The organism is Chryseobacterium sp. Marseille-Q8038, assembly GCF_965111995.1.
Window position 1 is genome coordinate 343,332 of sequence record NZ_CBCOPN010000001.1, and the last position, 25,418, is coordinate 368,749.

Annotated in this window: 21 protein-coding genes; 19 read left to right on the forward strand and 2 right to left on the reverse strand. The window is 36.0% G+C overall.

Going from position 1 to position 25,418, the window contains the following annotated elements; genetic code table 11:
- Positions 1-129 precede the first annotated feature (129 nt).
- The 19 genes from ACWPWS_RS01510 (at position 130) to ACWPWS_RS01600 (ending at position 22,547) form a co-directional block, all read left to right on the forward strand.
- Positions 130-519 (forward strand): peptidoglycan-binding protein LysM, encoded by a 390-nt coding sequence (locus ACWPWS_RS01510; protein WP_454045258.1) that lies wholly within the window; start codon positions 130-132, stop codon positions 517-519.
- A gap of 2,101 nt (positions 520-2,620) precedes the next feature.
- Complete coding sequence (locus ACWPWS_RS01515) at positions 2,621-3,169, forward strand: peptidoglycan-binding protein LysM (RefSeq protein ID WP_454046879.1); 549 nt, start codon at positions 2,621-2,623, stop codon at positions 3,167-3,169.
- 226 nt (positions 3,170-3,395) lie between these two features.
- Positions 3,396-3,941 (forward strand): peptidoglycan-binding protein LysM, encoded by a 546-nt coding sequence (locus ACWPWS_RS01520; RefSeq protein WP_454045259.1) that lies wholly within the window; start codon positions 3,396-3,398, stop codon positions 3,939-3,941.
- Between the two features lie 80 nt (positions 3,942-4,021).
- Positions 4,022-4,822, forward strand: a complete 801-nt coding sequence (locus ACWPWS_RS01525; protein ID WP_245169666.1) for a fimbrial biogenesis chaperone — start codon at positions 4,022-4,024, stop codon at positions 4,820-4,822.
- Between the two features lie 9 nt (positions 4,823-4,831).
- A complete protein-coding gene (locus ACWPWS_RS01530; RefSeq protein WP_454045260.1) occupies positions 4,832-7,636 on the forward strand; it encodes a COG1470 family protein in 2,805 nt (934 codons plus the stop codon).
- 10 nt (positions 7,637-7,646) lie between these two features.
- Complete coding sequence (locus tag ACWPWS_RS01535; RefSeq protein ID WP_454045261.1) at positions 7,647-9,080, forward strand: hypothetical protein; 1,434 nt, start codon at positions 7,647-7,649, stop codon at positions 9,078-9,080.
- A gap of 492 nt (positions 9,081-9,572) precedes the next feature.
- Complete coding sequence (locus tag ACWPWS_RS01540) at positions 9,573-10,307, forward strand: sensor histidine kinase (protein ID WP_454045262.1); 735 nt, start codon at positions 9,573-9,575, stop codon at positions 10,305-10,307.
- Positions 10,307-10,951, forward strand: a complete 645-nt coding sequence (locus ACWPWS_RS01545; protein ID WP_454045263.1) for a response regulator — start codon at positions 10,307-10,309, stop codon at positions 10,949-10,951. The genes ACWPWS_RS01540 and ACWPWS_RS01545 overlap by 1 nt, the downstream gene beginning before the upstream one ends.
- Positions 10,952-11,285: 334 nt before the next feature.
- The gene (locus ACWPWS_RS01550; RefSeq protein ID WP_309513428.1) at positions 11,286-11,864 is read left to right on the forward strand and encodes a Crp/Fnr family transcriptional regulator; all 579 of its coding nucleotides are present in this window, start codon (positions 11,286-11,288) and stop codon (positions 11,862-11,864) included.
- Between the two features lie 116 nt (positions 11,865-11,980).
- Entirely contained in the window at positions 11,981-12,838 is an 858-nt protein-coding gene (locus ACWPWS_RS01555; protein WP_454045264.1) for an SDR family oxidoreductase, read from the forward strand.
- 209 nt (positions 12,839-13,047) lie between these two features.
- Positions 13,048-14,055: a VOC family protein gene (locus tag ACWPWS_RS01560; protein ID WP_454045265.1), complete on the forward strand. Its 1,008-nt coding sequence runs from the start codon at positions 13,048-13,050 to the stop codon at positions 14,053-14,055.
- Positions 14,056-14,188: 133 nt separating this feature from the next.
- Entirely contained in the window at positions 14,189-14,632 is a 444-nt protein-coding gene (locus ACWPWS_RS01565) for a nuclear transport factor 2 family protein (RefSeq protein WP_309513429.1), read from the forward strand.
- Positions 14,633-14,696: 64 nt separating this feature from the next.
- Entirely contained in the window at positions 14,697-15,329 is a 633-nt protein-coding gene (locus tag ACWPWS_RS01570; protein WP_454045266.1) for an NAD(P)H-dependent oxidoreductase, read from the forward strand.
- A 722-nt stretch (positions 15,330-16,051) separates the two neighbouring features.
- Complete coding sequence (locus tag ACWPWS_RS01575; RefSeq protein WP_454045267.1) at positions 16,052-17,110, forward strand: hypothetical protein; 1,059 nt, start codon at positions 16,052-16,054, stop codon at positions 17,108-17,110.
- Positions 17,111-17,442: 332 nt separating this feature from the next.
- Positions 17,443-18,366 (forward strand): SMEK domain-containing protein, encoded by a 924-nt coding sequence (locus tag ACWPWS_RS01580; RefSeq protein ID WP_105680710.1) that lies wholly within the window; start codon positions 17,443-17,445, stop codon positions 18,364-18,366.
- A gap of 6 nt (positions 18,367-18,372) precedes the next feature.
- On the forward strand, positions 18,373-18,609 hold the full coding sequence (locus ACWPWS_RS01585; RefSeq protein ID WP_105680709.1) for a hypothetical protein: 237 nt from the start codon (positions 18,373-18,375) through the stop codon (positions 18,607-18,609).
- Positions 18,606-20,333, forward strand: a complete 1,728-nt coding sequence (locus ACWPWS_RS01590) for a DUF2326 domain-containing protein (RefSeq protein ID WP_105680708.1) — start codon at positions 18,606-18,608, stop codon at positions 20,331-20,333. Before ACWPWS_RS01585 ends, ACWPWS_RS01590 begins: the two co-directional genes overlap by 4 nt.
- Positions 20,334-20,697: 364 nt before the next feature.
- Positions 20,698-21,006, forward strand: coding sequence for a hypothetical protein (locus ACWPWS_RS01595; RefSeq protein ID WP_105680706.1), 309 nt, complete (start codon positions 20,698-20,700; stop codon positions 21,004-21,006).
- 53 nt (positions 21,007-21,059) lie between these two features.
- Positions 21,060-22,547 carry a caspase family protein gene (locus tag ACWPWS_RS01600; protein ID WP_454045268.1) on the forward strand — a complete coding sequence of 496 codons (1,488 nt, stop codon included), beginning with the start codon at positions 21,060-21,062 and terminating at the stop codon, positions 22,545-22,547.
- Positions 22,548-22,570: 23 nt separating this feature from the next.
- On the opposite strand, the gene ACWPWS_RS01605 is transcribed toward ACWPWS_RS01600, so the two are convergent.
- Both ACWPWS_RS01605 and ACWPWS_RS01610 read right to left on the reverse strand, forming a co-directional pair.
- Positions 22,571-23,458 (reverse strand): DDHD family phospholipase, encoded by an 888-nt coding sequence (locus ACWPWS_RS01605; RefSeq protein ID WP_105680704.1) that lies wholly within the window; start codon positions 23,456-23,458, stop codon positions 22,571-22,573.
- A complete protein-coding gene (locus ACWPWS_RS01610; protein ID WP_105680703.1) occupies positions 23,458-25,203 on the reverse strand; it encodes a caspase family protein in 1,746 nt (581 codons plus the stop codon). The genes ACWPWS_RS01605 and ACWPWS_RS01610 overlap by 1 nt, the downstream gene beginning before the upstream one ends.
- Positions 25,204-25,418: the final 215 nt, after the last annotated feature.

Here is a 25,418-nt window from a genome sequence, read left to right on the forward strand (position 1 = left end):
TATCATACTGTAGATTTGCAGTATACAGATAACAATTAAATAAAAAATAACAATAAAATATGCTATGCCAATGACAAAACAAATCGTAATCACATATGCCAACTTTTGGAGCCATTATATTGAAATTTATTGCATGTTCAACTCAAAGCCACAACTGCAACCACAACTATAAACATTACTGAAGACGATGTCATCTCTATTGATGCAGGAAGTACTGCCATTAGTGTCGGTGATTTAATTTTGTTAGCAGCAGACTATAACTCACAGTCAATATTTATAAAGCCAACTCCTTTAAAGTTAGCACAAGAACTTTTCATGCAAACAAAAACAGGAGGTCCTAATTTCATGAATGGAACGAACTTAATCCCTGTAAATATTTTGACAATCCATTGCACTACCTTGGCAGGAACAATGTTGGAACAAGCTCTGTATGTTATCTTAACGGATCATTTTATTGTATTGCTCCTCTTGAAATTATACATAACACTGAATTTGGATTACACCATTCCAGCAGCTTAAAATAATATCTTCTGATATTTTAGGTAAACCAGCCGGAACAATATGCATAAACAATAGCTGCTACAACAGCTTTTATAAATTAATTTTTCATATTAATATTTTGTGATTTGTTTCGAAGGCTTCCTCGGGGGCCTTTGATTTTGTATGTATTATTTATAAATCAAATTCAATCTACTAGATTTATATTGACAACGCTATAATATGCAAAATAACAATTTTAGCACTTCAACATAGAAAATGTGGGGCTTTCTATTAAATTAGCAGATAAACTCTTCTTAGTGATTTTACTACGTGAACTTCCTTTTCCTATTTAAAGAAACTTATCCGCCGCTGTAAGTTGCGGTATACAAAAGATAACAATTAAATAAAGTAACAATAAAATAATGCTGCCGCGGCAAAACAAATCGTAATCACAGCCTTAACTTTTAGAACTGGCATTATATTAGGAACATTTTCGCTCATTCCAGCTCAAAAATACAACTGCAACCACAACTGTAAACATTACTTTGAACGATGTCATCTCTATTGATGCAAGGAAACTGCCATTGAGTAATGGGTAGATTTTAATTGCGTTACAGCAGCAAGACTACACTCTGATCAGACGATTACTAAAGCAACTCTTTAAAAGTTGCTTCAAGAACTTTTAATGCAAAAGTAAACAGGAGGTCTAATTCATGAATGGAACGAACTTAATCCTGTGAAATGTTTGACAATCAAAGCGCTGCTTGGGAACAATGGGCGGAACAAAATACTGTAGTGTTATCTGCAACGGATCAAAACGAGTAACAAATGCTCCTCTTGAAGTGCCTTAACACTGATTTGGATTACACCATTCCGGCAGCAAAATCGTAAATAATACTTCTGATATTTTAGGTAAACCAGCCGGAACGTATACGCAAACCAATGCTACTGCAACAGGTTTTAATAAATTAATTTTTCATATTAATATTTTGTGATTTGGTGTTTCGAAGGCTTCTGCTCAAGAGATACATTTGATTTTGTATGTATTTATTGCCATATAGATAAAATTCAAAATCCTGGAATTTTATATTACAACAAGCATATAATAGAAATAACAATTTATATACGCCCTCGTACTATGAAAATAATAGAAACTCCTATTAAGTTAAATGAATAAACTCTGTAGTGATTTTACTACGTGAACTTCCTTTTCCACTACAAAGAAACTTTTAACACCACTATAAATTTGCAGTATACAAAAGATAATTAGTAAAAAATAACAATGACAAATATTCCTCATGAAAAAACAAAATCGTAATCGCGGCCTTAACTTTTGGAGCAATCATGTTGGAACTAATAATGTTCAAGCTCAAATACAAGCACTTATTCGCTGTAAACGTTACTGAACGATGTCATCTCTATTGTTGCAGAAGTACTGCCATTAGTATGCACAGTGGAACAATTGCGTTACGGCAGCGGACTATAACTCTGATCAGACGATTCCTAAAGTAACTACTGAAAGTTGCTTCTACAAAGAACTTTTAATGTAAAAGTAAAAGCAGGAGGTCCTAATTTCAGATGGAACGGACAATCCCTGTAAATGTTTTGACAATCAAAGCTGCTACAGCAGCAGAACAATGGAGCGGAACAAAAAATGCGTAGTGTTATCTGCAACGGATCAAACTTTAGTAACCAAATGCTCCTCTTGGAAGTACCTTAACACCAATTTGGATTACACCATTCAACGGCAAAATCATCATCTTCTGATATTTTAGGTAAACCAGCCGAACGTATACGCGAAGCAGTAACCTGCTGCAACAGGCTTTTAGCAAATTAATTTTTCATATTAATATTTTGTTGGTGTTTCAAGAGGCTTCCTCAGGAAGCCTTTGATTTTATTGTGTGTACCCATATAGATAAATTCAGAATCTGGAATTTATATTGACAGCTTTATAAATGAAATAACAATTTATATACGCCTCAACACTTAGAAAGTGTTGAGGCTTCTATTAAGTTAAATGAATAAACTCTGTAGTGGTACTACTACGAACTATTTTTCACACAAAGAGGCTTTTAACACTATAAATTTGCAGTATACAAAAGATAACAATTAAGTAAAAAGTAACAATAAAATATTACCATCGCGGAAAAACAAGTCGTAATCGCAGCCTTAACTTTTTTAGACAATCTATTTGGAACTAATAATGTTCAAGCTCAAAATACTACAGCAACGACAACTGTAAACATTACTTTGAACGATGTCATCTCTATCGACGCAGGAAGTACTGCAATTGGTAATACGGTAGATTTTAACTACGTTACTGCAGCAGACTACAACTCTGATCAGACCATTACTAAAGCCAACTCTTTAAAAGTTACTTCCACGAAGAACTTTAATGTTAAAGTAAAAGCAGGAGGTCCTAATTTTATGAATGGAACCAACTTAATCCCTGTAAATGTTTTGACAATTAAAGCAGCTACGGCTGCCGGAACAATGGGCGGAACAAAAAATGCCGTAGTATTATCTGCAACGGATCAGAATTTAGTTACAAATGCCCCATTAGGAAGTGCCTTAACACTGAATTTGGACTACACTATTCCAGCAGCAAAATCATCATCTTCTGATATTTTAGGTAAACCAGCCGGAACTTATACGCAAACAGTAATTTATACAGCAACTGCTTTATAATAAAAAAACACATCAATTTTATAATAAAAAAAACACATCAATATACATGCCCTCAGTACCTGAAAAGTATTGAGGGTTTTTCTATTTATTATGTGAATAAACCCTGTAGTGATTTTACTACATGAACTTCCTTTTTCCACTACAAAGAAACTTTTATCACCGCTGTAGATTTGCAGTATACAAAAGAGAATAATTAAATAAAAAATAACAATAAAATAGTATTATCATGAAAAAACAAATCGTAATCGCAGCCTTAACTTTTGGAGCCATTATATTAGGAACTAGCAATGTTCAAGCTCAAAATACTACAGCAACGACAACTGTAAACATTACTTTGAACGATGTCATCTCTATCGACGCAGGAAGTACTGCCATTGGTAATACGGTAGATTTTAATTACGTTACTGCAGCAGACTATAACTCTGATCAGACGATTACTAAAGCCAACTCTTTGAAAGTTACTTCCACGAAGAGCTTTAATGTTAAAGTAAAAGCAGGAGGTCCTAATTTTATGAATGGAACCAACTTAATCCCTGTAAATGTTTTGACAATTAAAGCAGCTACGGCTGCCGGAACAATGGGCGGAACAAAAAATGCTGTAGTGTTATCTGCAACGGATCAGAATTTAGTTACAAATGCCCCATTAGGAAGTGCATTAACACTGAATCTGGACTACACTATTCCAGCAGCGAAATCATCTTCTTCTGATATTTTAGGGAAGCCAGCCGGAACTTATACACAAACAGTAACTTATACCGCGACTGCTTTATAATAAAATTTTTAGTTTGTAAAGGTTCATTTTGCTACGTTTTCAGTAGTTTTGGGAATCTTTATTATTAAACTATTTATACCATGCACAAGTTTATCCACCTTTTCATTTTCTTAATCGTTACGGGATCTTCTTCACTTCTGGCACAAAGTATCTCTATGTCGCCCACACGCTTGTTTTTTACAGGTAATCCGGGAGAAAAAGTAACAAAGACAGTCACGCTTCAAAACAGCTCGGATAAGGATTATGTTTTTAATCTCAACTATAAAGATTGGGCTAGAGAAGAAGACGGAAATAAGGTTTATCTTGAAGCAGGCAGTTCAAAAACTTCCAATGCTTCCTGGGTGTCCACCTTAGAAAATGCTGTAACAGTTCCAGCGAAAAGTACAAAGGAGATTGTAGTAACCATGCAGATTCCGGCAAACGCATCACAATCTGCCGTTACGAACAGCATGTTATTTTTTACTCAACTTCCTCAGCAGGCAGATAAGGCACGTGTTCAGAATGGTATAGGTATTATCACCTTATTTGAAGTGGGACTTCACATTTTTTATACTCCACCGGGAAATCATGTGAAAAGTTTGGATATTACCAATATTTCAGAAGCGAGTAATGAGAATGCAGGGAATAGAAAAGTTGCAGTAAGCATCCATAATGATGGAAACACCATCAATGATGCCACCGTTGCTTTTGAACTCACCAACACAGATAGTGGTAAGGAAATAAAATTACCTGCAATTTCCATCTCCATGCTTCCGGATACTCATCAGGTTGTTCAGTTTTCTTTACCAGAGAACATTTCAGGGAACTTCCTTGGCGTGGTTATTATCAAAATGGCAGAATCCAATGATTTACGCGTAGGCGAAAAAAACTTTAAATTTTAAAATTAAGCTTTGAAACCACAGAATGGAATATCGTTATCAGTCTTAAGAAGAACAATCTTATTTTTTGTATTTGTTCTTCTGAACTTCTCGTGGGCCTTTGCACAGGAAAAGAAGGATATACAAATCCATTTTGAAAATGACAGTGTCACTGTTGAGAAAGGTTCTACTTTTACTAATTTCCTGGTCATTGAGAATAAAAGTTCTGAAGACATTATCATTCAGAATATCATGCCTCAGGAAAACTATCCAGGATTGCTTTTTTATCCCAAAAATGACTTTACCTTAGGTGCGGGGCAGTCTAAAAATCTTCCTGTGAAACTGATCGCCAACGTGGATTTTATGAAACTGAGATCCAATGAGATTCAATTCAAGGTTTCGTATACCACTCCAACGGTCACCAAAACTGAAAGTGCCTCGTTCTTTGTTGCTAAAGGTGAGAACAAAAACATCGCCATTTATACGGCCACCTACGAAAATTTCATTAACCCTGCTTTGCCGCAATCTTCAATTCTGCTGACTGTAGAAAACCAAGGGTATACTAAACGAACCGTTAAAATTGATCTGCAATCTATTCCTGACGGCTTGGAAATTTTGCCAAAACAACAAACTGTATCTCTGGAAGGTTTGGAAAAACAAACGGTTGAGATCAAAATTGTGGTCAGAAAACAGAATACGCTTTATCCGGAATTTAATATTAATGCAATCGTCACAGACCTGCTTGATAATAAAATTGTGGGAAGCAACACGCTCTACTTAGTTGTTTTATCGCACAACAGACAAATTGCCCGTGGAAACGAAGCGGCGAGCGGAAGTAATTTTGCGGAAATGAGCTATAATGAAAACAGTTCACGTCTTAATTTTCTTCAATTGAGGGGAAACACAGCATTTCGGGTAACTGAGAATTTGAAATCGCGCTTCAATATCGGGGCAGATTACTATCTTGAAGACGGCCGTTATAACCTGTATGATACCTGGTTGGAACTGGAGAGAAAAAATACGGTGTTGCGCCTGGGAAATGTTAATAGCAGCGATTACGATTATCCGGTTTTCGGAAGAGGAGGAAAAGTCTCTACCAAATTTGGTGAAAATAATCAGATTGAAATTCTTGCTCTGGAAAATAATTATAATCTGTACGGTACTTATTTCCAACAAACAGAAGGATCTACCATATTGGGTACAAAATATGCTTTTGGGAATGCTAAATCTTTCAATGGGAAAGTGTCTTATATTTTCGACCATGATCCGCGCCTTAATGTAGATACGCAGGTAGCGAACGCGGTATCAGCATTGTTAATTAACGATAAACACACCATCCGCACGGAGGTGGGCCTGAGTCACGAAAAAGGTCTTTTGAACAAAGATGAAAACGCAGGAGCTTCCATGGGAGCCAATTACGATGGGAAAATAGGGAAATGGGATATACAATCTTTCAATTCCTTTGCGACCAAAAGTTATGCAGGAATCAAACGGGGATCTTTTTTCTCAAATCAGAGGATTGGCCGTCAATTTTCTGCTGCTCAGCGTGCTTTTATACAATATCAGAATTCGCAGGTAGAACCTGAGTTCCTGAGTTTCCAGAGTGAATCAAACCAACCTGGGAATACCTCTAATTTACGTTATTATTTCAACAGTACAGAAGCGTTGGGATTAGGGTATCAGTTTTCTTTAAGAAAGTGGAATTTTTTACTGTCTCCAAAGGTTGAAAAACAAAAAACAGCTAATTTTTACACATCGCAGGAACTTTTTTCATACCGTTTGGAAGCCAACATCAGCACTACATTAGGTGCGCATGGATTGAACCTGACAGCGGAATATTCTTATTCAAAAGAGAATGATAACCCAGAGTGGTTCAACAGTTTGAAGACAACTTTGTCTTACAGATATAAATCATTCTCCCTCAACGGAACAGCTCAATGGAACGCAACCAGTGTTTTTGATTTAAACCCTTATTATGATGTAAACCGTAATTTCGCCAACTACAATGTATACGCATCATATAATTTCCAGATGTTTAATCATAATCTGACCGGATCTTTTTCAGCCGGAGCCTTCTATTCGGAACTTTATAAAAATTTAAACAGCAATATCACCGGTAATCTGGAATATAAGATTTCGCCTTCATGGTCTACCACAGGGTATTTTAATCTTTCCGGTTATAAATCTACGGCTGAATATGCAAGCAGTGGAAGTTATTACCAGTACAGAGTGGGGATTAAAAAATATTTTACCACAGCTACAGCTCTCGGAAATCATAAAGTGGCCTTCCAGTTCTTTGAAGATAAAAATTTCAATGGACTTCTGGAATCCGGCGAATCGGTACTTGCTAATGAAATTGTAAAACTGGACAATTATGTAGCGATGACGGATAAGAATGGAAAAGTAGTTTTTCAGAATGTCCCCGAAGGTACTTACACACTGAAAGTGAACGAAAGTGCGGGTGCCCGATTGATGATGGATCCTGTCATTATGGTGCATACCAATATTAACCGTAAAGTAGGCTTGGTAAAAAATATTAAGGTAAGTGGGAAATTAACAGAGATCAGACAAGCCTACGATGTTTTGGAAACGGATGTAACCGGAATAGTAGTGTATGCAAAAAGTGAAGATGGCATGATCTATACTGCCGTGGTTAACCAAAAAAATGAGTTTGAGTTTTTCCTGAAAGATGGAAAATACAACCTCTATATTGAAAATGACAAATACAGCTATACGCAGCCTACCCAAACTATTCAGGTGACAAAAGAAGGGTACTCAAAAACGGTGGTTTTTGAATATAAGAAGAAAGACACCACCATTAAGGTGAAAAAGTTTTAAATTTAAAAGTATGAAAAAGATGAGGTCTTTTCTAATAGGAATTTTTACCGTGTTCTGTGGGGCTACAGTCATGAAAGCTCAGGATGTGTACCTGTCGGTTCCTGACAATACTATTTTTAACAGGAGCGAATTTACTTCAGTACCTACAAGGGTAATGACGAACGCCAACAGGACCAACTGGGATTATGCCTTTTTGGGATTACTCCCAACAGCTCCTACATTTACCTCTGTTTCCGGGCCAAATTTTACTCATTCTTCTTCCTCACTTACTTTACCCGGTTCCACGCTTCTGTGGCAGTTGGAAAGTATGGGCGGACAGATGCCATATACCGGACTTTCAGGTTATTTACCAGGTTTTCAGTCGTTCAGTACAAGCGCTGTAAAATGGTTTGAACCGCCATCCATTAGTATCGGGGGAGGATTCAACCGGGGAAATATCAATTTTACATTTAAAATTCCGGCCTCTCAATTTTCTGCCAATGCCTTCCGGGCCGGGAATTACTCCATGGATATCACGCAGAATTATAATGATTTCACACCACGTAATTTTAAAACAATTTTAGTTATTCCTTCGTCTATACGATGGATTACAAACTCTTTAACAAAATACATAGAAATATCTTCTTTGAATGACTACCGAAATACTGGTACGCGGGTGTGGGATTTGGGGAATACGGAAATTGCGCATACGGTCGATTTTAATTTTTGGGCGAAAGCTGCTTCCACAAACATTCAGTTCACTTCTTCTAAAGGTGTTCCGGGAACCAGAAATATAGGAAGTATTAAATTGGGTAGTAATGGAGCTGCACTCACGACCAAAGCCTTATCCGCCGATTTTCAGAATTTTTCCGCTGCTAATTTCAGTGTGGTAGCAGGAAACAGAAATAGCTTCATTCCGCAACTTTATGTGTCTGCGGAAGATTTTAAAAACTTCTTTTTTGAAGCCGGAACTTATACGTTTGAACTGAACTTCAATGCAAGCAGTACAGATAACTCAATTAACAGTTTGCAAAATACGGCTGTTCAGCTAAAGGTGCTTCCTCTGTCGGAGATCACCATCCCAAGTTCCGGGCGCAACGTAAACTTCAATTTTAATACCGCTGCCCATTACACTGATGGTCAGTCACAAATGATTCCCAACCAAATTATGTTGTCCAATAATGAAAATTTTGAACTTTATGTAAAATCGGACGAAAATTATTTCAAGAAAGGTGGTTTGCAGACCAACATCAATTCAAATATTTTACAAATTGGAGTGGATGGAAGTTCTGTAAGTGCTCCCTTATCCAAAACGCCTCAAAAAATACTCTTTAACGGAGCACCGGTTTTGGACCGTGGACTAAACGTAAGATACACTATACCACCTGCGGGTGCCCAAAGTTTGGTTGGCAAGGAAAATACCACTTACTCTATCAATGTTTATTATAGCTTTACCGCAATTTAACAGTACTTTCTGAAACAGGTTTTCCTTATGGACCACTTTAATAGCAATAATCAATTTCCGGATCATTAGAATATTGATAAATTAACTGCATGAGAAAAATTCAGAGGCTGTTTGAATTAAATTTTATGAGTTAGTCTCCTGATGTTTGCTATGACAATAACAACATTGGCATTTTCTGCTTTTCTTTCATCATCTTTGGAAATTCTTCTGGTATTAAGAGTCCATAAGATGATTTTCTCAACAATTCAGCGCTTTGCATGAATTTCAACTTTGCCTTTTTGGGCATCTGGATTTTATTAAGATAAAATATGGGGTTTACTATTTCAAGTAAATCCCATTTGATTTTTTACTAATACGATATTTTTTATAACTTGCCAGTTCCTGGAGAAAGGCTTGAATCGGATGTTTTATTCGCATTAAAAAATATAACTCTTTCTACCTTTTTCCAAAAAAATAATTCAAAAAGCTTCTAAAACCTTTGATACTTAATTTATGAATGATTTTATCAACGAACTCCAATTAAAAATCGAAAGACTGGAAAACGAAATCAATTTCAAGAACGGACTGATCTCGATATTGTCTCATGACCCAAAAGAACTGTTTGGAACTTTTTTATGGCTTGTAGAAGAGTTAGAGCAAAAGACTTTAAGTGAGGAAGATTTTTTTAAGTTGTTGCCACAGGTAAAACGAGATGCCCAGAAGAATCTGCAAACGATCCAGGACAGTAATGCCTGGTTAAAAACACAATACGGGGATTTTAAGATTAAACCCGTTAAAATCATGGTGATGGATCTTTTTCACTATTTAGAAGAAAAATATGCTGCTAGATTAAACGAAAAAAATATTAAATTTTATTTTAAAGGAGACCATGATGCATTTCTTACAAGCGATCGCCTGTTGCTCGAATATGTTTTAGACAAGATTTTTAACAATGCAGTAAAGTACTCCTTTGCGGGGCAAGATATTTATTTACAGGCAACTACAGAAGGTGATCAGGTTGTGCTTTCTGTCATTGATTCCGGAACAGGAATAGAGGAGAAGTATTTATCTACGATCTACAATTATGGTAGCCCCATATTCCTGGGAACTGAGGGTGAGAAAGGAGTTGGATTAAGTTTGAAAATTGTAAAAAATTTTATATCCTTGCTGAAGGGAAACATCCAAATTACTTCCGCTGAAAATAAAGGTACTACGGTTTCTCTTTTTTTACATAAAATTATAGAATAATGGGTTTAAAAGCAAACACTCGCATTGTTGTAGCAGATGATCATGGTATCGTTCGGATGGGTTTGATACAAACAATCAAACGATTCATACCCGATGCCATAATTTCAGAAGTAGAAGATTATAAATCGCTGTACAAATTAATTCTGAAAGAAGAATTTGATCTGGCCATTATGGATGTTAATATGCCTAATGGTTCTGTTCAGGAAGCAATAGATTACATAAAAATTAACCAACCTGAATTAAAGGTTCTCATATTTTCTTCACAGGATGAAGAGTTGTATGGGATGCGTTATCTAAAAATGGGTGCTGGTGGCTATCTCAGCAAGCTAAGTTCCACTGAAGTCATTGAGACTGCTTTAACGGCGATGCTCAGTAAGGGCCGATATGTCAGTGACAACATAAAAGAAGCAATTTTTTTAGAATCATTAAATGGTGTGACAAAAAATTCTCCCTTTGAAGCATTATCAGACCGCGAATTGCAAATTGCCAATAAGATTGCAGAAGGTCTTCCCCTCAAAGAAATTTCAAATCAACTGAATCTTCATTCATCAACGATCAGTACTTACAAAAACAGGTTGTTTGAGAAGCTGAAAATACGATCCGTACCCGAATTGGTGGAGATTCTTAGGCTATATAATCAGTAGATATTTTACCATAAAAAATTGGATTGTGATTCAATGGAATTACGCAATATGTTGAATCAAAAATAAAATAAATGGCGCCGACTAAAGTTGGTGCCATTTTGCTTTTTGCAAACAGGGCGAGCGTATCTTCAAACATTTTTATAGATGATTGGTTTCGTTTGAGCTAAATTAAACAAAATGTGTACTATTGATTTTCATTTGGTATCACAAGTCTGATTATCTTAACAGAAAAGTATTGAATTGTTAATGAATCTAAACTTTAGCAAATTAAATTTATAAAATCTAAATAGCTGAATTATTTTAAATTTCTAAATTTGCTTTATAACTATGAATAATGTTCGAAATCTTTCTAAAATACCTTACCGACAAAATAGAACTTTCTAACCAGGAAATACAATTAATAGAATCCGTATGTAAACCCAAAAAACTTCGTAAAAAACAATTCCTTTCTCAGGAAGGAGACATTTGGCATTACAACGCATTTATCTGTCGTGGATTGGTAAAAACCTTTTCTATAGCTGAAAATGGAACCGAACATATCATCAGCTTTGCCCCGGAAAATTATTGGACGGGAGATCGAGAAAGTCTTCACAGTGGAAATCCTTCACGTCTCAACATTGACGCTATCGAACCTACAGAAGTGATTTTAATTGAAAAGTCAGATTTTGAAAAGCTGTGCGCAGAAATTCCTCAGCTCGATCAATTGGTTAATCAGATTATTCAGAAAAGCTTTATTGTTTCGCAGGGAAGAATTTTAGCTAATATTAGTTTTACAGCGGAAGAAAAATATCAGAATTTCCTCGAAAAATATCCTCATATCGTTAACCGTATTCCTCAGCATATGATTGCTTCTTATATTGGTATTACTCCCGAAACCCTTACCAGACTGCGTAGAAATATGGTTAAGAAATAAACCCAATCCATTTCATTGATATTTGTTTGCTTTATTTTCAAGCTTTTGTCAATGGACGAAGGTCCAATGTTCCAGCATCTTTGCCTTATTAAAATAACAATTAAAAATAAGACAAAATGAATAAAACAGTATTTATCACCGGAACAAGCACAGGCTTTGGGAAATTAACAGCAACTACTCTTGCAAAAGCAGGATACACCGTCATTGCAGGAATGCGAGGTATTTCAGTAAAAAATGAAACCGTAGCCAAAGAATTGGGAGCACTCCCGAATATCGAAGTCGTTGAAATTGATGTAACTGATGATTCTTCGGTAACCAATGCTGTCGAAAAAGCACTTCAAAAGTATGGTAAAATCGATGTATTGGTAAACAACGCCGCTGTTTCAGGTTTCGGGTTATTGGAAGCCTATAGCTTAGATAGGATACGACAAATGTTTGAAGTGAATTTTTATGGAGTCATCCGCACTTATCAGGCTGTATTACCTTCTATGAGAGAACATAAAAGTGGTTTGGTTATCAATATAAGTTCCGGAGCAAGCGCTCATACTTCCCCTTTTATGATTCCTTACTTTGCTTCTAAATTTGGAGTGGAAAGTATTACCGAAGGCATGCAGGATGAATTAAAACAATTCAATATTGATAATGTTTCTATCCAGCCGGGTGTTTATCCAACTGAAATGAACACGGGTGAAAAAGCGGGTGTTAATTCAGATAAACCTGAAATTTCTGATGCCTATAATCCGGTTGCCACAGAGCAGTTTAATGCTATCGGTACTGCATTGTTTGGAAAAATGAAGGAATTCAATATGAATCCGCAAACTATTGCAGACGGGATATTGGAATTAATACAAATGAAAGAAGGAGCCCGCCCGTTGCGTTTTCCATTGGATGCTGTGGCTCAGGGAACAGACCTCGAATTTATCAATGCCAGAGCCGAATTGAAAGCTAAATGGCTTGCAAAATATAATGATTAATTAATTTCAAAATAAATAGATAAAGGTTGAAGAATTTATGCTTCAGCCTTTTTTATTTCTAAACATTAAATCCCAATATCACCGTTGAATTTTAAACAGGTTCAATTTTTCATTGACATTTGTTTGCTTTATTTTCAAGCTTTTGTCAATGGAAGAAGACCTCTGAATGTTGGAAATTTGCTCTATAAATAACAACAAAAATTATCATAATGAGCAATTTAAAAAATCAAATCAAAGCCAATGCAACAGCAGTGGCAAGTGCACTTTTATTATCAGCAGCAGTTTCAAACACCTCGGCGCAAGAAAAAACAGGAATTCTTGGAATAGACCATGTGGGAATCAACGTTCCGGATATGAAACAGGCTGTAAATTTTTTCACTGATGTTTTAGGGTTTAGAGCGGTAACAAGTTTAGGCCCGATTCCTTTGGATGATGTGTGGAAAAAGAATAATCATATAAATCTCAAAACCGGTCCGGTATCATTCAAAATGGTAAAAGCAGGAACGGGAGCCAACATAGAAATATTCGAATATCAAGACAATAAAGGAAGTTCACAACAACCTGGAGGAGACGATATCGGAGCAAGTCACATTGCTTTTTATACCAATGATATCAGTAAAAGTGTTGCTTATCTGAAAAGCAAAGGAGTACAATTTTTGGGAGAACCATTTTTGATGCCATCGGGAGATACAGAAGGCGAAACCTGGGTGTATTTTTTAACACCCTGGGGCTCTAAAATGGAATTGGTTTCATATCCAAATGGCAAGGGCTATGAGAAAAAAAATCCGACAACAATTTTATGGTCACCCAAAGATGCTGTGAAAAATCAAACTGAAAAACCAGATTCAAAACCGCTTTCTGAAAATGAGATTGAATCTTTAGTAGAAGGGCATCTGGCTATCTGGAACGAAAGAGACCTTAAAAAACGTGAAGCGTTAATGTTAAAAATTTATGCAGATGAGATTGAAATGGTAGACCGTCACTTTATAGCAGTCGGTCACAAAGAAATCAATGGTTTTGTGGATGGATTGCAACAGAAAAGCCCAAATTCTAAGTTTTCCCATATCAAAGCAATAGACGTTAATCACAACATTGCAAGACTCTACTGGCAGAACGGAACTACCGAAAAACCGGATGCTGTAACAGGAATGGATCTTTTCGTTTTCGAAAACGGAAAAGCAGTCAAATTATATGTTTTTGTAGACGCCAAAAAATAGTTTCTTTCTTAAAATCTCAAACAAAATTTAACAATAAACAAATCGGTGAATGAGAATTCATCAACATGATTCTTGCCTCCATTTTTCAAAAAAATTAATCAAACTCAATCTTTAACATTTAAAATAAAATAGTATGAAATCATCAGTAATCAATCAAAATTCAGCAAATGAAACATTAATCCGTGAATTGTACAGAATCGCAGAAGAACAGGATACACAAGGTTTTGTAGAACTTTTTGCGGAAGACGGCTATTTCTGGGATGTATCTGCAGGAACTAAGTATTACGGCCAAGACATCGGCAAAACAGTAGATATTTATGCAACAGCTTTTCCAGATATGCACAGGGAATTGTATGATCTTTATGTTTTGGAAAATGAGAATACAGTAGTAGTTGAATTATCTTTAAACGGAACTCATAAAGGTCCACTCGAGTTACCTTCGGGAACTATTCCTGCGACAAATAAAACAATGCAGACCCCTTGTTGTGATGTTTTCACAATCGAGAATGGAAAAATAAAATCATTCCATTGTTACACTGCCGCAACGATACTTTTAGGTCAGCTAGGCATTTTCTAAATACTTTAAACTAATCAAGGTAAGTGATGACTCATCATTTGCCTTGATTCAAAACTAACATCAAATGAAAAATATAATAGAATTATTGAACTGGAGATACGCCACAAAAAAAATGACAGGGGAGAGAATTTCTTCTGAAAAAATCAATAATATTTTGGAAGCAGCTCGTCTTGCTCCATCAGGAATTGGATTACAGCCTTACGAAATTATCGTAATCAGCAATCCTGAAATCAAAAAGAAAATATTACCCATTGCAATGAATCAGCCTCAGGTTGTCGAATCTTCACATCTGTTGGTTTTTGCAGTTTGGGATGAATATTCTAAAGAGAGAATAGATAAAGTCTTCGATTATCTGACAGAAAAACGCAATGTTGATTCTATTGCGTATGATAAACAAAGAGAATTTTCGAAACGATTTTTCGGAAATATGAGTATCGAAGAAAACTTCCATCACGCAGCCAAGCAGGCAAATATTGCATTAGGTTTAGCCATTGTTGAAGCCGCTTCTGAAGGAATAGATTCTACACCGATGGAAGGTTTTGACCCGATAGCGCTTGACGAATTTTTGAAACTTCCTTCCAAAGGTTTAAGAAGCTCAATGTTGCTTGCTTTGGGATACAGAGACCAGGAAAATGACTGGAATCTGCAACTGGAAAAAGTTCGCAAACCATTTGAAGAATTTGTAACCTTTCTTTAATAACTAATTTAAAATGTAAATAATATGAATCATTCACAAAAATAAACCACGATAAGACACAAACCAAAGGAATCAGGAGTCATTTATGTGGTACCTGATATATCAACTAAACAAAGAATAGCAAGATTATTTTTTCGTGAGAAAGTAATAACAAATGAAAATGATTATGAATTGTATAAAAATAAATATGCGCAAATTGTTTAAATTTGCGCATATTGTCGTTTGTGAACTTGACAGGATGTTATCCAAACTCTTTTTTTACAGATATAGAAAATATTTTAGTTTTAACTCATTGATAATGATTCATTTAAAGATATTTTGATTTTGTTTGAATTCTGTTAGGTATTCCACTATTACTATATTTAGTGACATATCTAAATTACACATTATATTTACATATATTGTATAAATTTAATTGATAATATTTATAGCTGGCCTGTTATGTCTTAGTATTTCCGCAAATAATATAAAAAACAGTACTTATTGCAAAAGCTTAAAACGTATCTCTAACAGGCTAGGATGGTCTAGCCTTAAGGATAGGAGGAGGAAGATGTTACCGCTAGTTTTTATCAGCAAAAGTTTTTAAAGGTTTATCGTAATCTTATACCCCAGAGATTTAATATCTTTGTTTTTAGCCCTTACCGATAAACTGTTACGCATATTATGGCAATATCTGAAAAATAGCCTCTTTTGCTGCACAATGCTTCAGCTTATCAAATGTAATGTGGAAGTTGCAGTTAATGTTTATGAAACATGTGAATTTTAGTTATAATTGTTTTAGCGAAAAAGGAGAAGTTAGTTTACCCGATAAGGTATTTACGACCTCCTGTTTGGAAGATGGCTTCCAGCCCATTGTTTTTCTTGACAGCTGTGTCTGTTTGCATATCATTAAAGTGGTAGAACATAAGAGAAAAGCACAAGGGGTCAATATCCAGAGAATATTAGCATTGAAAGAGTATATAACCAAATATCCCGAAACCAGGATCGATCCTTTTTTTGCATTTTTAGAGCTCTGCTCACAAAAAGAAAGTTTCGATTTTGAAAAATTCGAGGATTTTAGACACCGGATTGATTTCTTTACTCAAGTCCCCATTAAAATTTTTAAAAGCTTTAATTACGATTTTTACCGTGACTTTTTTGTGTTCCGAAGAATACCTCCCATGAAGGGAGATCCAATGGAGCCTGTGAACCAGATTCTGAAAAATTCTTATTGTACGTTACTTAAAATAAGAAGCCTGGCAACAAAAGGTCTGACAAAAAGTAATGCCGAATATAATATAGATGCACTGGCAGACTGGATGACCAATGAACTTAACATCTTTCGCGGTGCCGAGTATAAGTTGGGAATGAATATTTTTGGCGGAAATACGGAGTTTAGGAAAATGATAGGGTTGGACAATAAGCCTAAGGATGTCAAAAAAAAGCTTAAAGGAACTGCGTGGGATATGTTTCATTCCAAATTTACAGCAAACAGCTTTCGTATATCAGAAATACTCCAGAAAGCTATTTATCCGTTTTTTTTAACCAGTGATGCCAATCTGTTTAAAATATTTCAAAATTTTAGTATAGAGATCGTGAAAGACGGAGGAGAAAATTTCGTCACTTCTTTCGTAATGACTTCTGATTTCTCATATCCCCATCTTGATGATACTTTTATTGAAAAAAATAATAAAAAACTCTTTTACTTATTTGTGAACAGAAGTAATCATCAGCATCTCTTTAATGAAGAAAAGGTCGACAGGATGATTTCAGAGCTTGAGGCCGAAAATAACATTCCGTAATTATCAAGATTAATAGTGAAAATGTAGGAGAATGATTCATTCCATTCTGATGTTTATCCACTAGTTTCGGGAATGCATGGTCTAATTCTTTTCCAAATCACATTTCTTTACTGCGCCAACAGCAGAAAAAAGTGCGGTCTCCATAAAAAAGACAATCCGAAACATGTCGTAGCCTTAATGGCTGGAATAGCAATATTAAAGCCAATGTTTAAATATTGCCCCGTAGAAAAGAATAATTAGACAGTTAATTATGTTCCTATTTTTATGTAAATACGGAAATTCATAAGGGTATATTTATATCTTTGCATAAATTATAGCCTTTTAAAAATTATATGGATAACAAAGAGAAATATGTTAAGTTGATCACCAGGAGACTTACCTATCTAAAAACAGAGGTGATGATTTTAAATGCCCTAAACCTGACCGACATTAACATCTTTGCAGAAAATTTTTATAGGGATCTTTTCAACCTGATTGGCTATAGTTTCACCAATACGAATTTTGAATCCAATAACTACGCTTTTATTGACCTGATAGATCATGTGGATAAGATAGCAATCCAAGTGACCTCCCAAAATGATAACGTCAAGATTAAGGAAGCTATCGATGGATTTTATAGTAAGCCGGAAAATAAAGATTATAAATTAAAGCTGATGCTGATATCCAAAGATGCTAAGGACTATAGAACGAAATTCGGACATGATTTCAAACACAAGGACGATGTTTTGGATATCACAAGACTTCTTGCCTTGATAAATGATATCTCTGATCTGGATCAGGTTAAGAAGATTGCAGAATTCTTAGACAAGCACATTGTCCCGGAAAGAAATAAGACGGAATCCAATGAAGTTGAAACCATAATGGCACTGATAGGGTATTTAAGTAATGAAGATAATTTGGCAGTCTCCGAGAGGCCTGGAAACGTTGATCCGGACTTTAAAATTTTCAACAGATTTGCTGATCATAGCAAATTTTTAATAAGTTTGTATTCGGAATTATGTATGTTGTATCAGCAGCCCTTGGCTGAGGCAAGAAAGGAAGTAGACGCTGTGAAAGCGATTAAAATTTCCACTTATCTTAAATATGAAAGTGATATGGTGCTAACTAGGGAAAATAATGATCCCAGAGCAGCTCTTGATCAACTCGCTGATATCTTTAATAATAAATTGTCAGTAAACGGACTTACATTCGATAAGCAGGCCATCAGGTTTTATTTGCTCGATGAGCTCATTAATTGTAACGTATTTCCAAATTAATAGAACATGTTGGTAAGTAAAGACGAAAATATAAAAACATCATCGGTATATGTCGCCTCGCTGATACTGAAATCCATTCAGCGTCGAAGAGCCGACAAGATATCTATTTTCGATGTTGCGAAAGATCTGAAGAAATACAATATTACCCGTTACAGGCATCTTTTCTTCGGTCTTGCATTTTTGTACTCCTCAGGGATCATCGACTTTAATGCCCCATTTATATATGTTAATAAACAGAAATGATTAAGTTAAGTAGATTATATAGTGAACCTAAAATATTCGAACCCATCTCTTTCGATTATGGGATCAATATTATCATGGGAGAATCTGCCGAAAGCACAGATAAAAAAATTGGTGTCGGAAAATCTATTTGCATCGAATTTATTAATTTTTGTTTATTAAAGCGGTTTTCTGACAGTAGGTTAAGCCTCATACCCAAAAGTTCCATCGATATTATCGAAAGTGATATCAAGTTGGATCTAGACTTTAATGGGAAAAAAATGACCATTGCAAGGTCCATAAGAAATCCGGAAACCATAACGCTATACTTGGATCAAAGGGAGACTATTTTCGACCGTCTTGAAGATGCCTCTGATTATCTGGGTAAACTATATTTTGATTCTTTTCCTGCCAATTTGAAGAGACTAAGTTTCAGAAATCTGCTTCAACCCATCATTAGGGATGAAAGGTCTGAATTTAAAGATCTGATCCAATCCCATGACACGAGCAAGAGGATTCCACCTGACTATAGTCCCCATTTATTTTATCTTAATCTTGGACTTGAGAAGTATTCCGATCTTAAGGTGGTAAATGAAAATCTCAAGAAAAAATCGGCATATTTTTCAGAAATAAAAAAAATTGTAACTCGCAACAACGAGATCAAAATTCCCGATGCTAAAGCGCATCTCAATGAACTTGATAGTGAGGTACATAAAATCAACAAAGCGATCGAAGCGCTCAAAGGTAATGCTTCTTTTGAAGCCCTGCAGGATGACCTTGTTAAACTGGAGGAGAGGATGCATACCCTTAGGGTGAGGCAGCAGGCTGTAAAATATGAAATTAAGCAGATCGATTCTCTGCCGGCACCTGAAAATATCAATGAACAGGAAATGGCCATCATTTTTAACCAGTTCAAACAGGGCCTGGGCGACCTTGTCGAAAAATCACTGGATGAACTTAAGGAATTTAAAAACAAAATTGATGGATTTCGTTCTTCTATTGTCAATGACCGTCTACAGTCACTTAAAGAAGAGCTGAGCTTGTTGAACGAAACCCTACGGAAATTGGATGACGATTATTCCAGGAAAGTAGGTCTAATTGATAACGGCGAAATTCTGAAAGATCTAAAAACTTCAATCAAGGTTTTTAATGAAAAGAACAGTGAACTGAGCAGTCTTAGGTCCTTAATAGAACGACATGACACCGCAGAGAGGGAAACAAAACTTCTAAAAGCTGAAAAGACCGCCTTGTTGGCCAAATTTGATGAAGAGCTCTATCAGAAAACTGAAGTTATCAAAAGTTTTAGGGAGACAATCCTAGAGATCCACGAACAGATCATGGGCAATAGGGAAGCACATTTCGATATCATTACTACAAAGAACAATAGTATTGTGGAATTCATTATGAGAACCGATGATGACGGGAGCCATTCCACAGAACGTATGAAAATCTTCATTTATGACGTTTCTCTTATGTTCAATGAATATACAAAAAAATACCACCCAGGATTTTTGATCCACGACAATATCTTTGAAGATGATGATTCCATCGAAAAGAGTCTTAATTATCTCTATTCTTATAATGAAAAGAGTCCAAACGAGTTTCAGTATATCGTTACTTTGAATAGGGACCTTATAGAACTTGCTGACAAGAAAGGAAAATTGGTATTTGATATCGATTCTGTCAAACGTGCTTCCTTTACAAAAGAAAAGAGGTTTCTGGGACTTAAATACAATGAAACGAAATAATACGGGATTCGAACTTTTCCGCTTCTTCGGTGTATTTATAAGGTTTTTCAGTGGTCGAGGCTATGTTTGCCACGATTTTGCCACACTTTATAAAAACCTTTCGTTTAAACGTCTTCAAAGCGCATTTGCGGAAAGTGAGGGATTCGAACCTAATGATTTAAGTAATTGAAAATCAAATGATTTAAAATTTACTTTTCAAAAGTGCCACGAATTTGCCACAACTCCAATATCTTATGGATTAAGCTACAAAATCTGAACAACTCAACTAAAATACACTTTAGTTTCGATATGCAAATTAGATATTTAGTTATTATGAAATAATAACAGCTTGATCTATTGTTTAAAATATGAGTTATTTTATTTTTTGAAGGGAGAAATACTAATCTGTATTGCAACTGATCTACCAAGATCAGAAGATGCCTTCAAAGAATTCAGGGGCAATGACGGTTTTTTCACAGGTAGAAGAGACGAAGGACAAAATACCAGAGTCAGTGCGGCATTTATTACAAAGATAAACCCAGATAATTGGGAGAATGCAGAATATTGGATTATGGAAAATCAAAAAGCATTGAAACCTCTTGATCTGAGGAAATCACCATTGATAACCCGCTTTATTGAAGAAAACATCATATATAGGACTCAAGGAAAACCATTTGGTGAAATTATAGAATAAGGAAAGTTATTTTCTTAATAGGCGATTAAAGTATTTAAAGCAAAATATAAATTATGAAAAAAGCGCTCGCTCTGGTGATAGGTAATGGAATCTATGAGGATCCAGATGATAACCTTGATAATGCCGTAAACGATGCAATTGCTATTGAGAAAAAACTTCATAACCTTGGTTTTATAGTTATCTTAAAAAAAAATTGTACCAAGGTCGAGTTTGAAAAAGCTATAAAAGAGTTTGAGAAAAAACTGGAAGGGTTTGAAGTTGGTCTTTTTTACTATTCAGGACACGCTTTTCAGATTGAGAGGGAGAACTACCTTTCCGCAACAGATTCGAATTTTGAAGATAGCGATTTTGCAAAAACAAGCTGTATACCACTTCAATTAATCATCAAAAAAATGGATAGAGCTAAGTCTGATGTTAAAATTATAATATTGGATGCTTGCAGAAATAATCCCTTGAAGGAAAGATATAGGGGAGGAAAAGAGGACCTTGCTCCAGTTAAGGCTCCTAAAGGTTCTCTGATCGCCTTTTCAACCTCTCCTGGTGAAAAGGCACAGGATTTTGGGAAGGGTGGCCACAGCATCTATACTGGCTGCCTGCTCAAGCACCTGGAAGATCCGGATATACCGATCGAGGTTCTTTTTAAAAGGGTTAGGGTTTCGGTAAATAGTTTATCGAAAGGTAAGCAAACCCCGTGGGAGCATACTTCCATGATTGAGGACTTTTATTTTCATCGCTCAGAATTGGTCCATGTGACAGATCTGCCATATGACAGCCAAAGCTTGATCAGGGAGCAATTTGTTCCAAAAGGTAGTGTAGCAGATAAATTAATTTTAGATTTATTCTCCACGCAGTTCAGCGAACAAAATTATGCCGCAACGAAAGTACGCAGTTTGGCAAAGGTAACGTTATCACCCAGTGAAAAATTTTTGTTGGGTCGTGGCGTACTGTATGCCGCCAACTACGGCGGTTTTAAGGCCAGAGATCTTATTAATACACTGGGAAATTGGATCATATCGTTTGATGAAAAAGGAGAAAACCACCTTTTAAATGGTATTCTTTTCGAAATATATTTCGATGAAAAAGGTCATTTAAGCAAGGATTATTATAAAGGTGAAATGTTAGATGAGATCTATCAGTATGAAAGTGATAGTAAGTTTGAAAAGTCTTTCAAGTTTTTGCTGGAGCAGCTAAAACCTCACCGGAACTATTTATTTTATCTGCCAGGTGATGGCCGTATAACAATTGATTTGCTCTTAAAAGAATATGAACTTAGCCTTGCTGGGGGGCATAAGAGAAAATATTTTGAGATACAATCGATGAAAATCGGCGGTAGTGAACTTTTTAAGCCCGGGCAGGAGGACGAACTATTTGGTAGTAGTTTAACATCAATGTCCGAATTTAGTAAATCCATTGTTAAATACCTGCTCATTCCAAAATCAAAGCAGAACATTATAACTCCCTTTGAAGATGGAGAGGTTAAAACTTTAGGATTACCACCCGGCTTTGATATTCGTGAGATTATGAAAGCGCGCGGGCAGTAATAAATTTTAAGTGCCGTCGAGGTTTATTTACAAGCACTCGTAAGAATAGTATAAATCGTTTCCGCGACAACAGGGCTACTTAAGTACGGTTTGATATCATGGTGATTATCGCTGTTATTTTCAATTTCGTGATTTATAATTTGTGGTGTAACCCTAAAATTCTTATTGTTCAAAGGATTAAGAGCCACTATATCTTTAGGATCATAGATATTGACCCACTGACCATTTAAGATTTTGGGATAGGAAGGGCAGGGATAAAGTTGCCTTTGAACCGCTTGAACTCCTAATGGTGATCCAAGCGTAACTAACCCTCTTATGTCATATTGGTTTTCAGCCAGGGTATGTAAAATATCGTATGCGATCACAGTCCCTAAAGAATGCGAAATAATTATTGTTGGTTCTTTGGTTATGGCTGAGGTGTGGAAACTATTGATTTCCTGTCTTGCAGCTTCTACCACCAAATACGTGACAACATCGTCGGTTTTCCACTTTACACAAAAATTGCCAAGCGAATCTAACCTCCGATCCACAAGCCTTGCCAACGCAATAACATGTTTGTTGTTGGTCAGCCCTCTATATTGCTCTGTTTCGCCTGATTCTTGAGCTACTTCTTTCTTGCTTATGCCCGAATTTTTACGCAGTTCTTCCAGAAGGTCTTCATATACTTCATCGAATTCACTTACATTATTTGGTGAACGCATTTTAAATTTGCCGTCTTTGATAGCCTGCTTATAAAGATCACGCTGATGGATCAGGTCTTTCCCGTAATATGGCAGGGTCAAATTTAAATTTTCCGGAAAAGGGATGTTTGCATTTTCAAAAGAAGCTCTGAGTGCTTCCGCCCAAATTCTTAGTAAGATCTCTTGCGAGAACTCTTCCTGAGCCCTGCCATGTATAAATAAAATCTGCATTATAATTTTCTATAATTTTGGGTGTCATGTAGATATCCAAGTCCGGTTCGATTGATCGCTGTCCAAAGTCCTGGTTCTAATTGTGTTGAAAGATAACTATATGGATTTTCTGGTAGTAACTTTAAATATGACCAGCCTTCAGTTAGCATAGGAATAGGGATGTCAAAGTGCTCAATATTTTCCAGATTTACACCCGATAATTTTCCCAATATTTTAATATCACCTAATACAGGCTCCGGCTCATCTTGCATTATATGGTAAATGGATCTTACCCCTTCGAAATTACCTTTTTGATAATAAGCATAGGCGGCAAATAGTCCGAGGGTTGGATCAAGATTTTTATACCTACGTAAAAAGCCAGCTATTTCTTCATCCCCGAGGAAGATACCATTTTTTGCAGCTGCAATAATCGTTGCCTTTCTGCGCGCTATTTCTCCAGATCTGCGGTGTGCTTGCTCTCTACGCCATCCTGTTGTAGGAAAATAGTTTACAGTCAAAAGCTTTCCTTTTTCGAAAACTACTTGTGTAAAAAAACCGTCCAAAATAGTTACAGGGTAAAAAATCCTTGTTCTGGGGTTTCCTATTATAAATATATTGTCCTTATCCAAGATGTTATATGCTTCATCATAATCTAATATCTGCGGAATTGCAAAATTTCGGTATCGAAATTTTAAAGGTCTTTTAGAAAAAACGACCGGGTTAAGCAAACCGCTTACCATTAATCCTGTTTGTTCCCTACTGAACGTATTTGGCGAGGTGAAAAAATCATTATCATACTCATCATTGTATGCACGACGGAAATTATTAACGATTTCACGCGTTTTTACATCAATATTAGCACCGCTTATCTGCACAAGTTCTTGTAGTTTGCTTGAAACCGTTTGAATTTCATGATGTTCCCCCGGAGGCGATACGGAAGGTAAATTACCTTCTGGAGCACTTTCTACAGTTGGTGTACCAATATCAAATTTGGACAAATGCAATGGATCACGGGAGGTCACATCGCTCATAGGAAACTGACGCTTGGCACCGGCAGCAGCGGTTTCAGTTGGAACAATTTTTTTTAAGTATCTTCCTAATTCATCAGAAAGCACGGCTGGAAAACCAGGTGCTAAATTCTGGATCTGCTTTATTACCTCAGGAACGTTACCATTGAGGCAACTCAGTAAATGATCGCTATATATGCTTCGGTAGGTACCGTCGTTATTTTTAATGTCAACAGCAGGTTGCCCAGGCCATGTGGAATAAAGTACATCAACTTCTGTATCAGGATTCAATTTATCCAGATTTGGCAGAATTGCTGAACCCGAAGCAGCTTTAAGTGCTTTGTGATCAGAGGGAACACGGCATGAATCCGAGATGAAGATTACGTGAGGAATCCCAGAGGTATAGGCAAGCGCTTTGTTGAGCGAAATACTAATGCAATCATCCGGATCATTTTGGTAGTCAGGTAGGAGCCATACATCGTTAGCTGCTGTATGCTCAACCCCATGTCCTGAAAAATAAACAAGAAGTTGATCTGTCCCATCTTCAATTATTTTACGAATTACCTTTTTTATTTCTGCTATATTACAAATACCTGTTTCCTCGCCTTCAGGTTGATCAACAAATAGGTAGGTATTGTATCCTTGATCCCGTGCCCAGTTCCTCATCTGGATTGCATAGTTTGATGGGGTGTCTAAATATTGGAGATGGGGAACTTCATTAATCCCAATAAGAATTGCATGTTTAATTATTTCTGGCATAGCTATAAATCAAGATCTTTTTTGGTGAAAGATGTTTACCAATATCAGGATTGATTTCTCAGGTTGAATATGGTAACGCAGTTGAAAACTTAGCGTTCTATAGTGTGTGACTATTTCTTCGGTGTTAACGCTCAAATATCTGTACTTTTTGAACAAAAAATCAAATTATGATTCTTCTGCTAAACAATAATAGTAGACACGAGTATCACCATCGA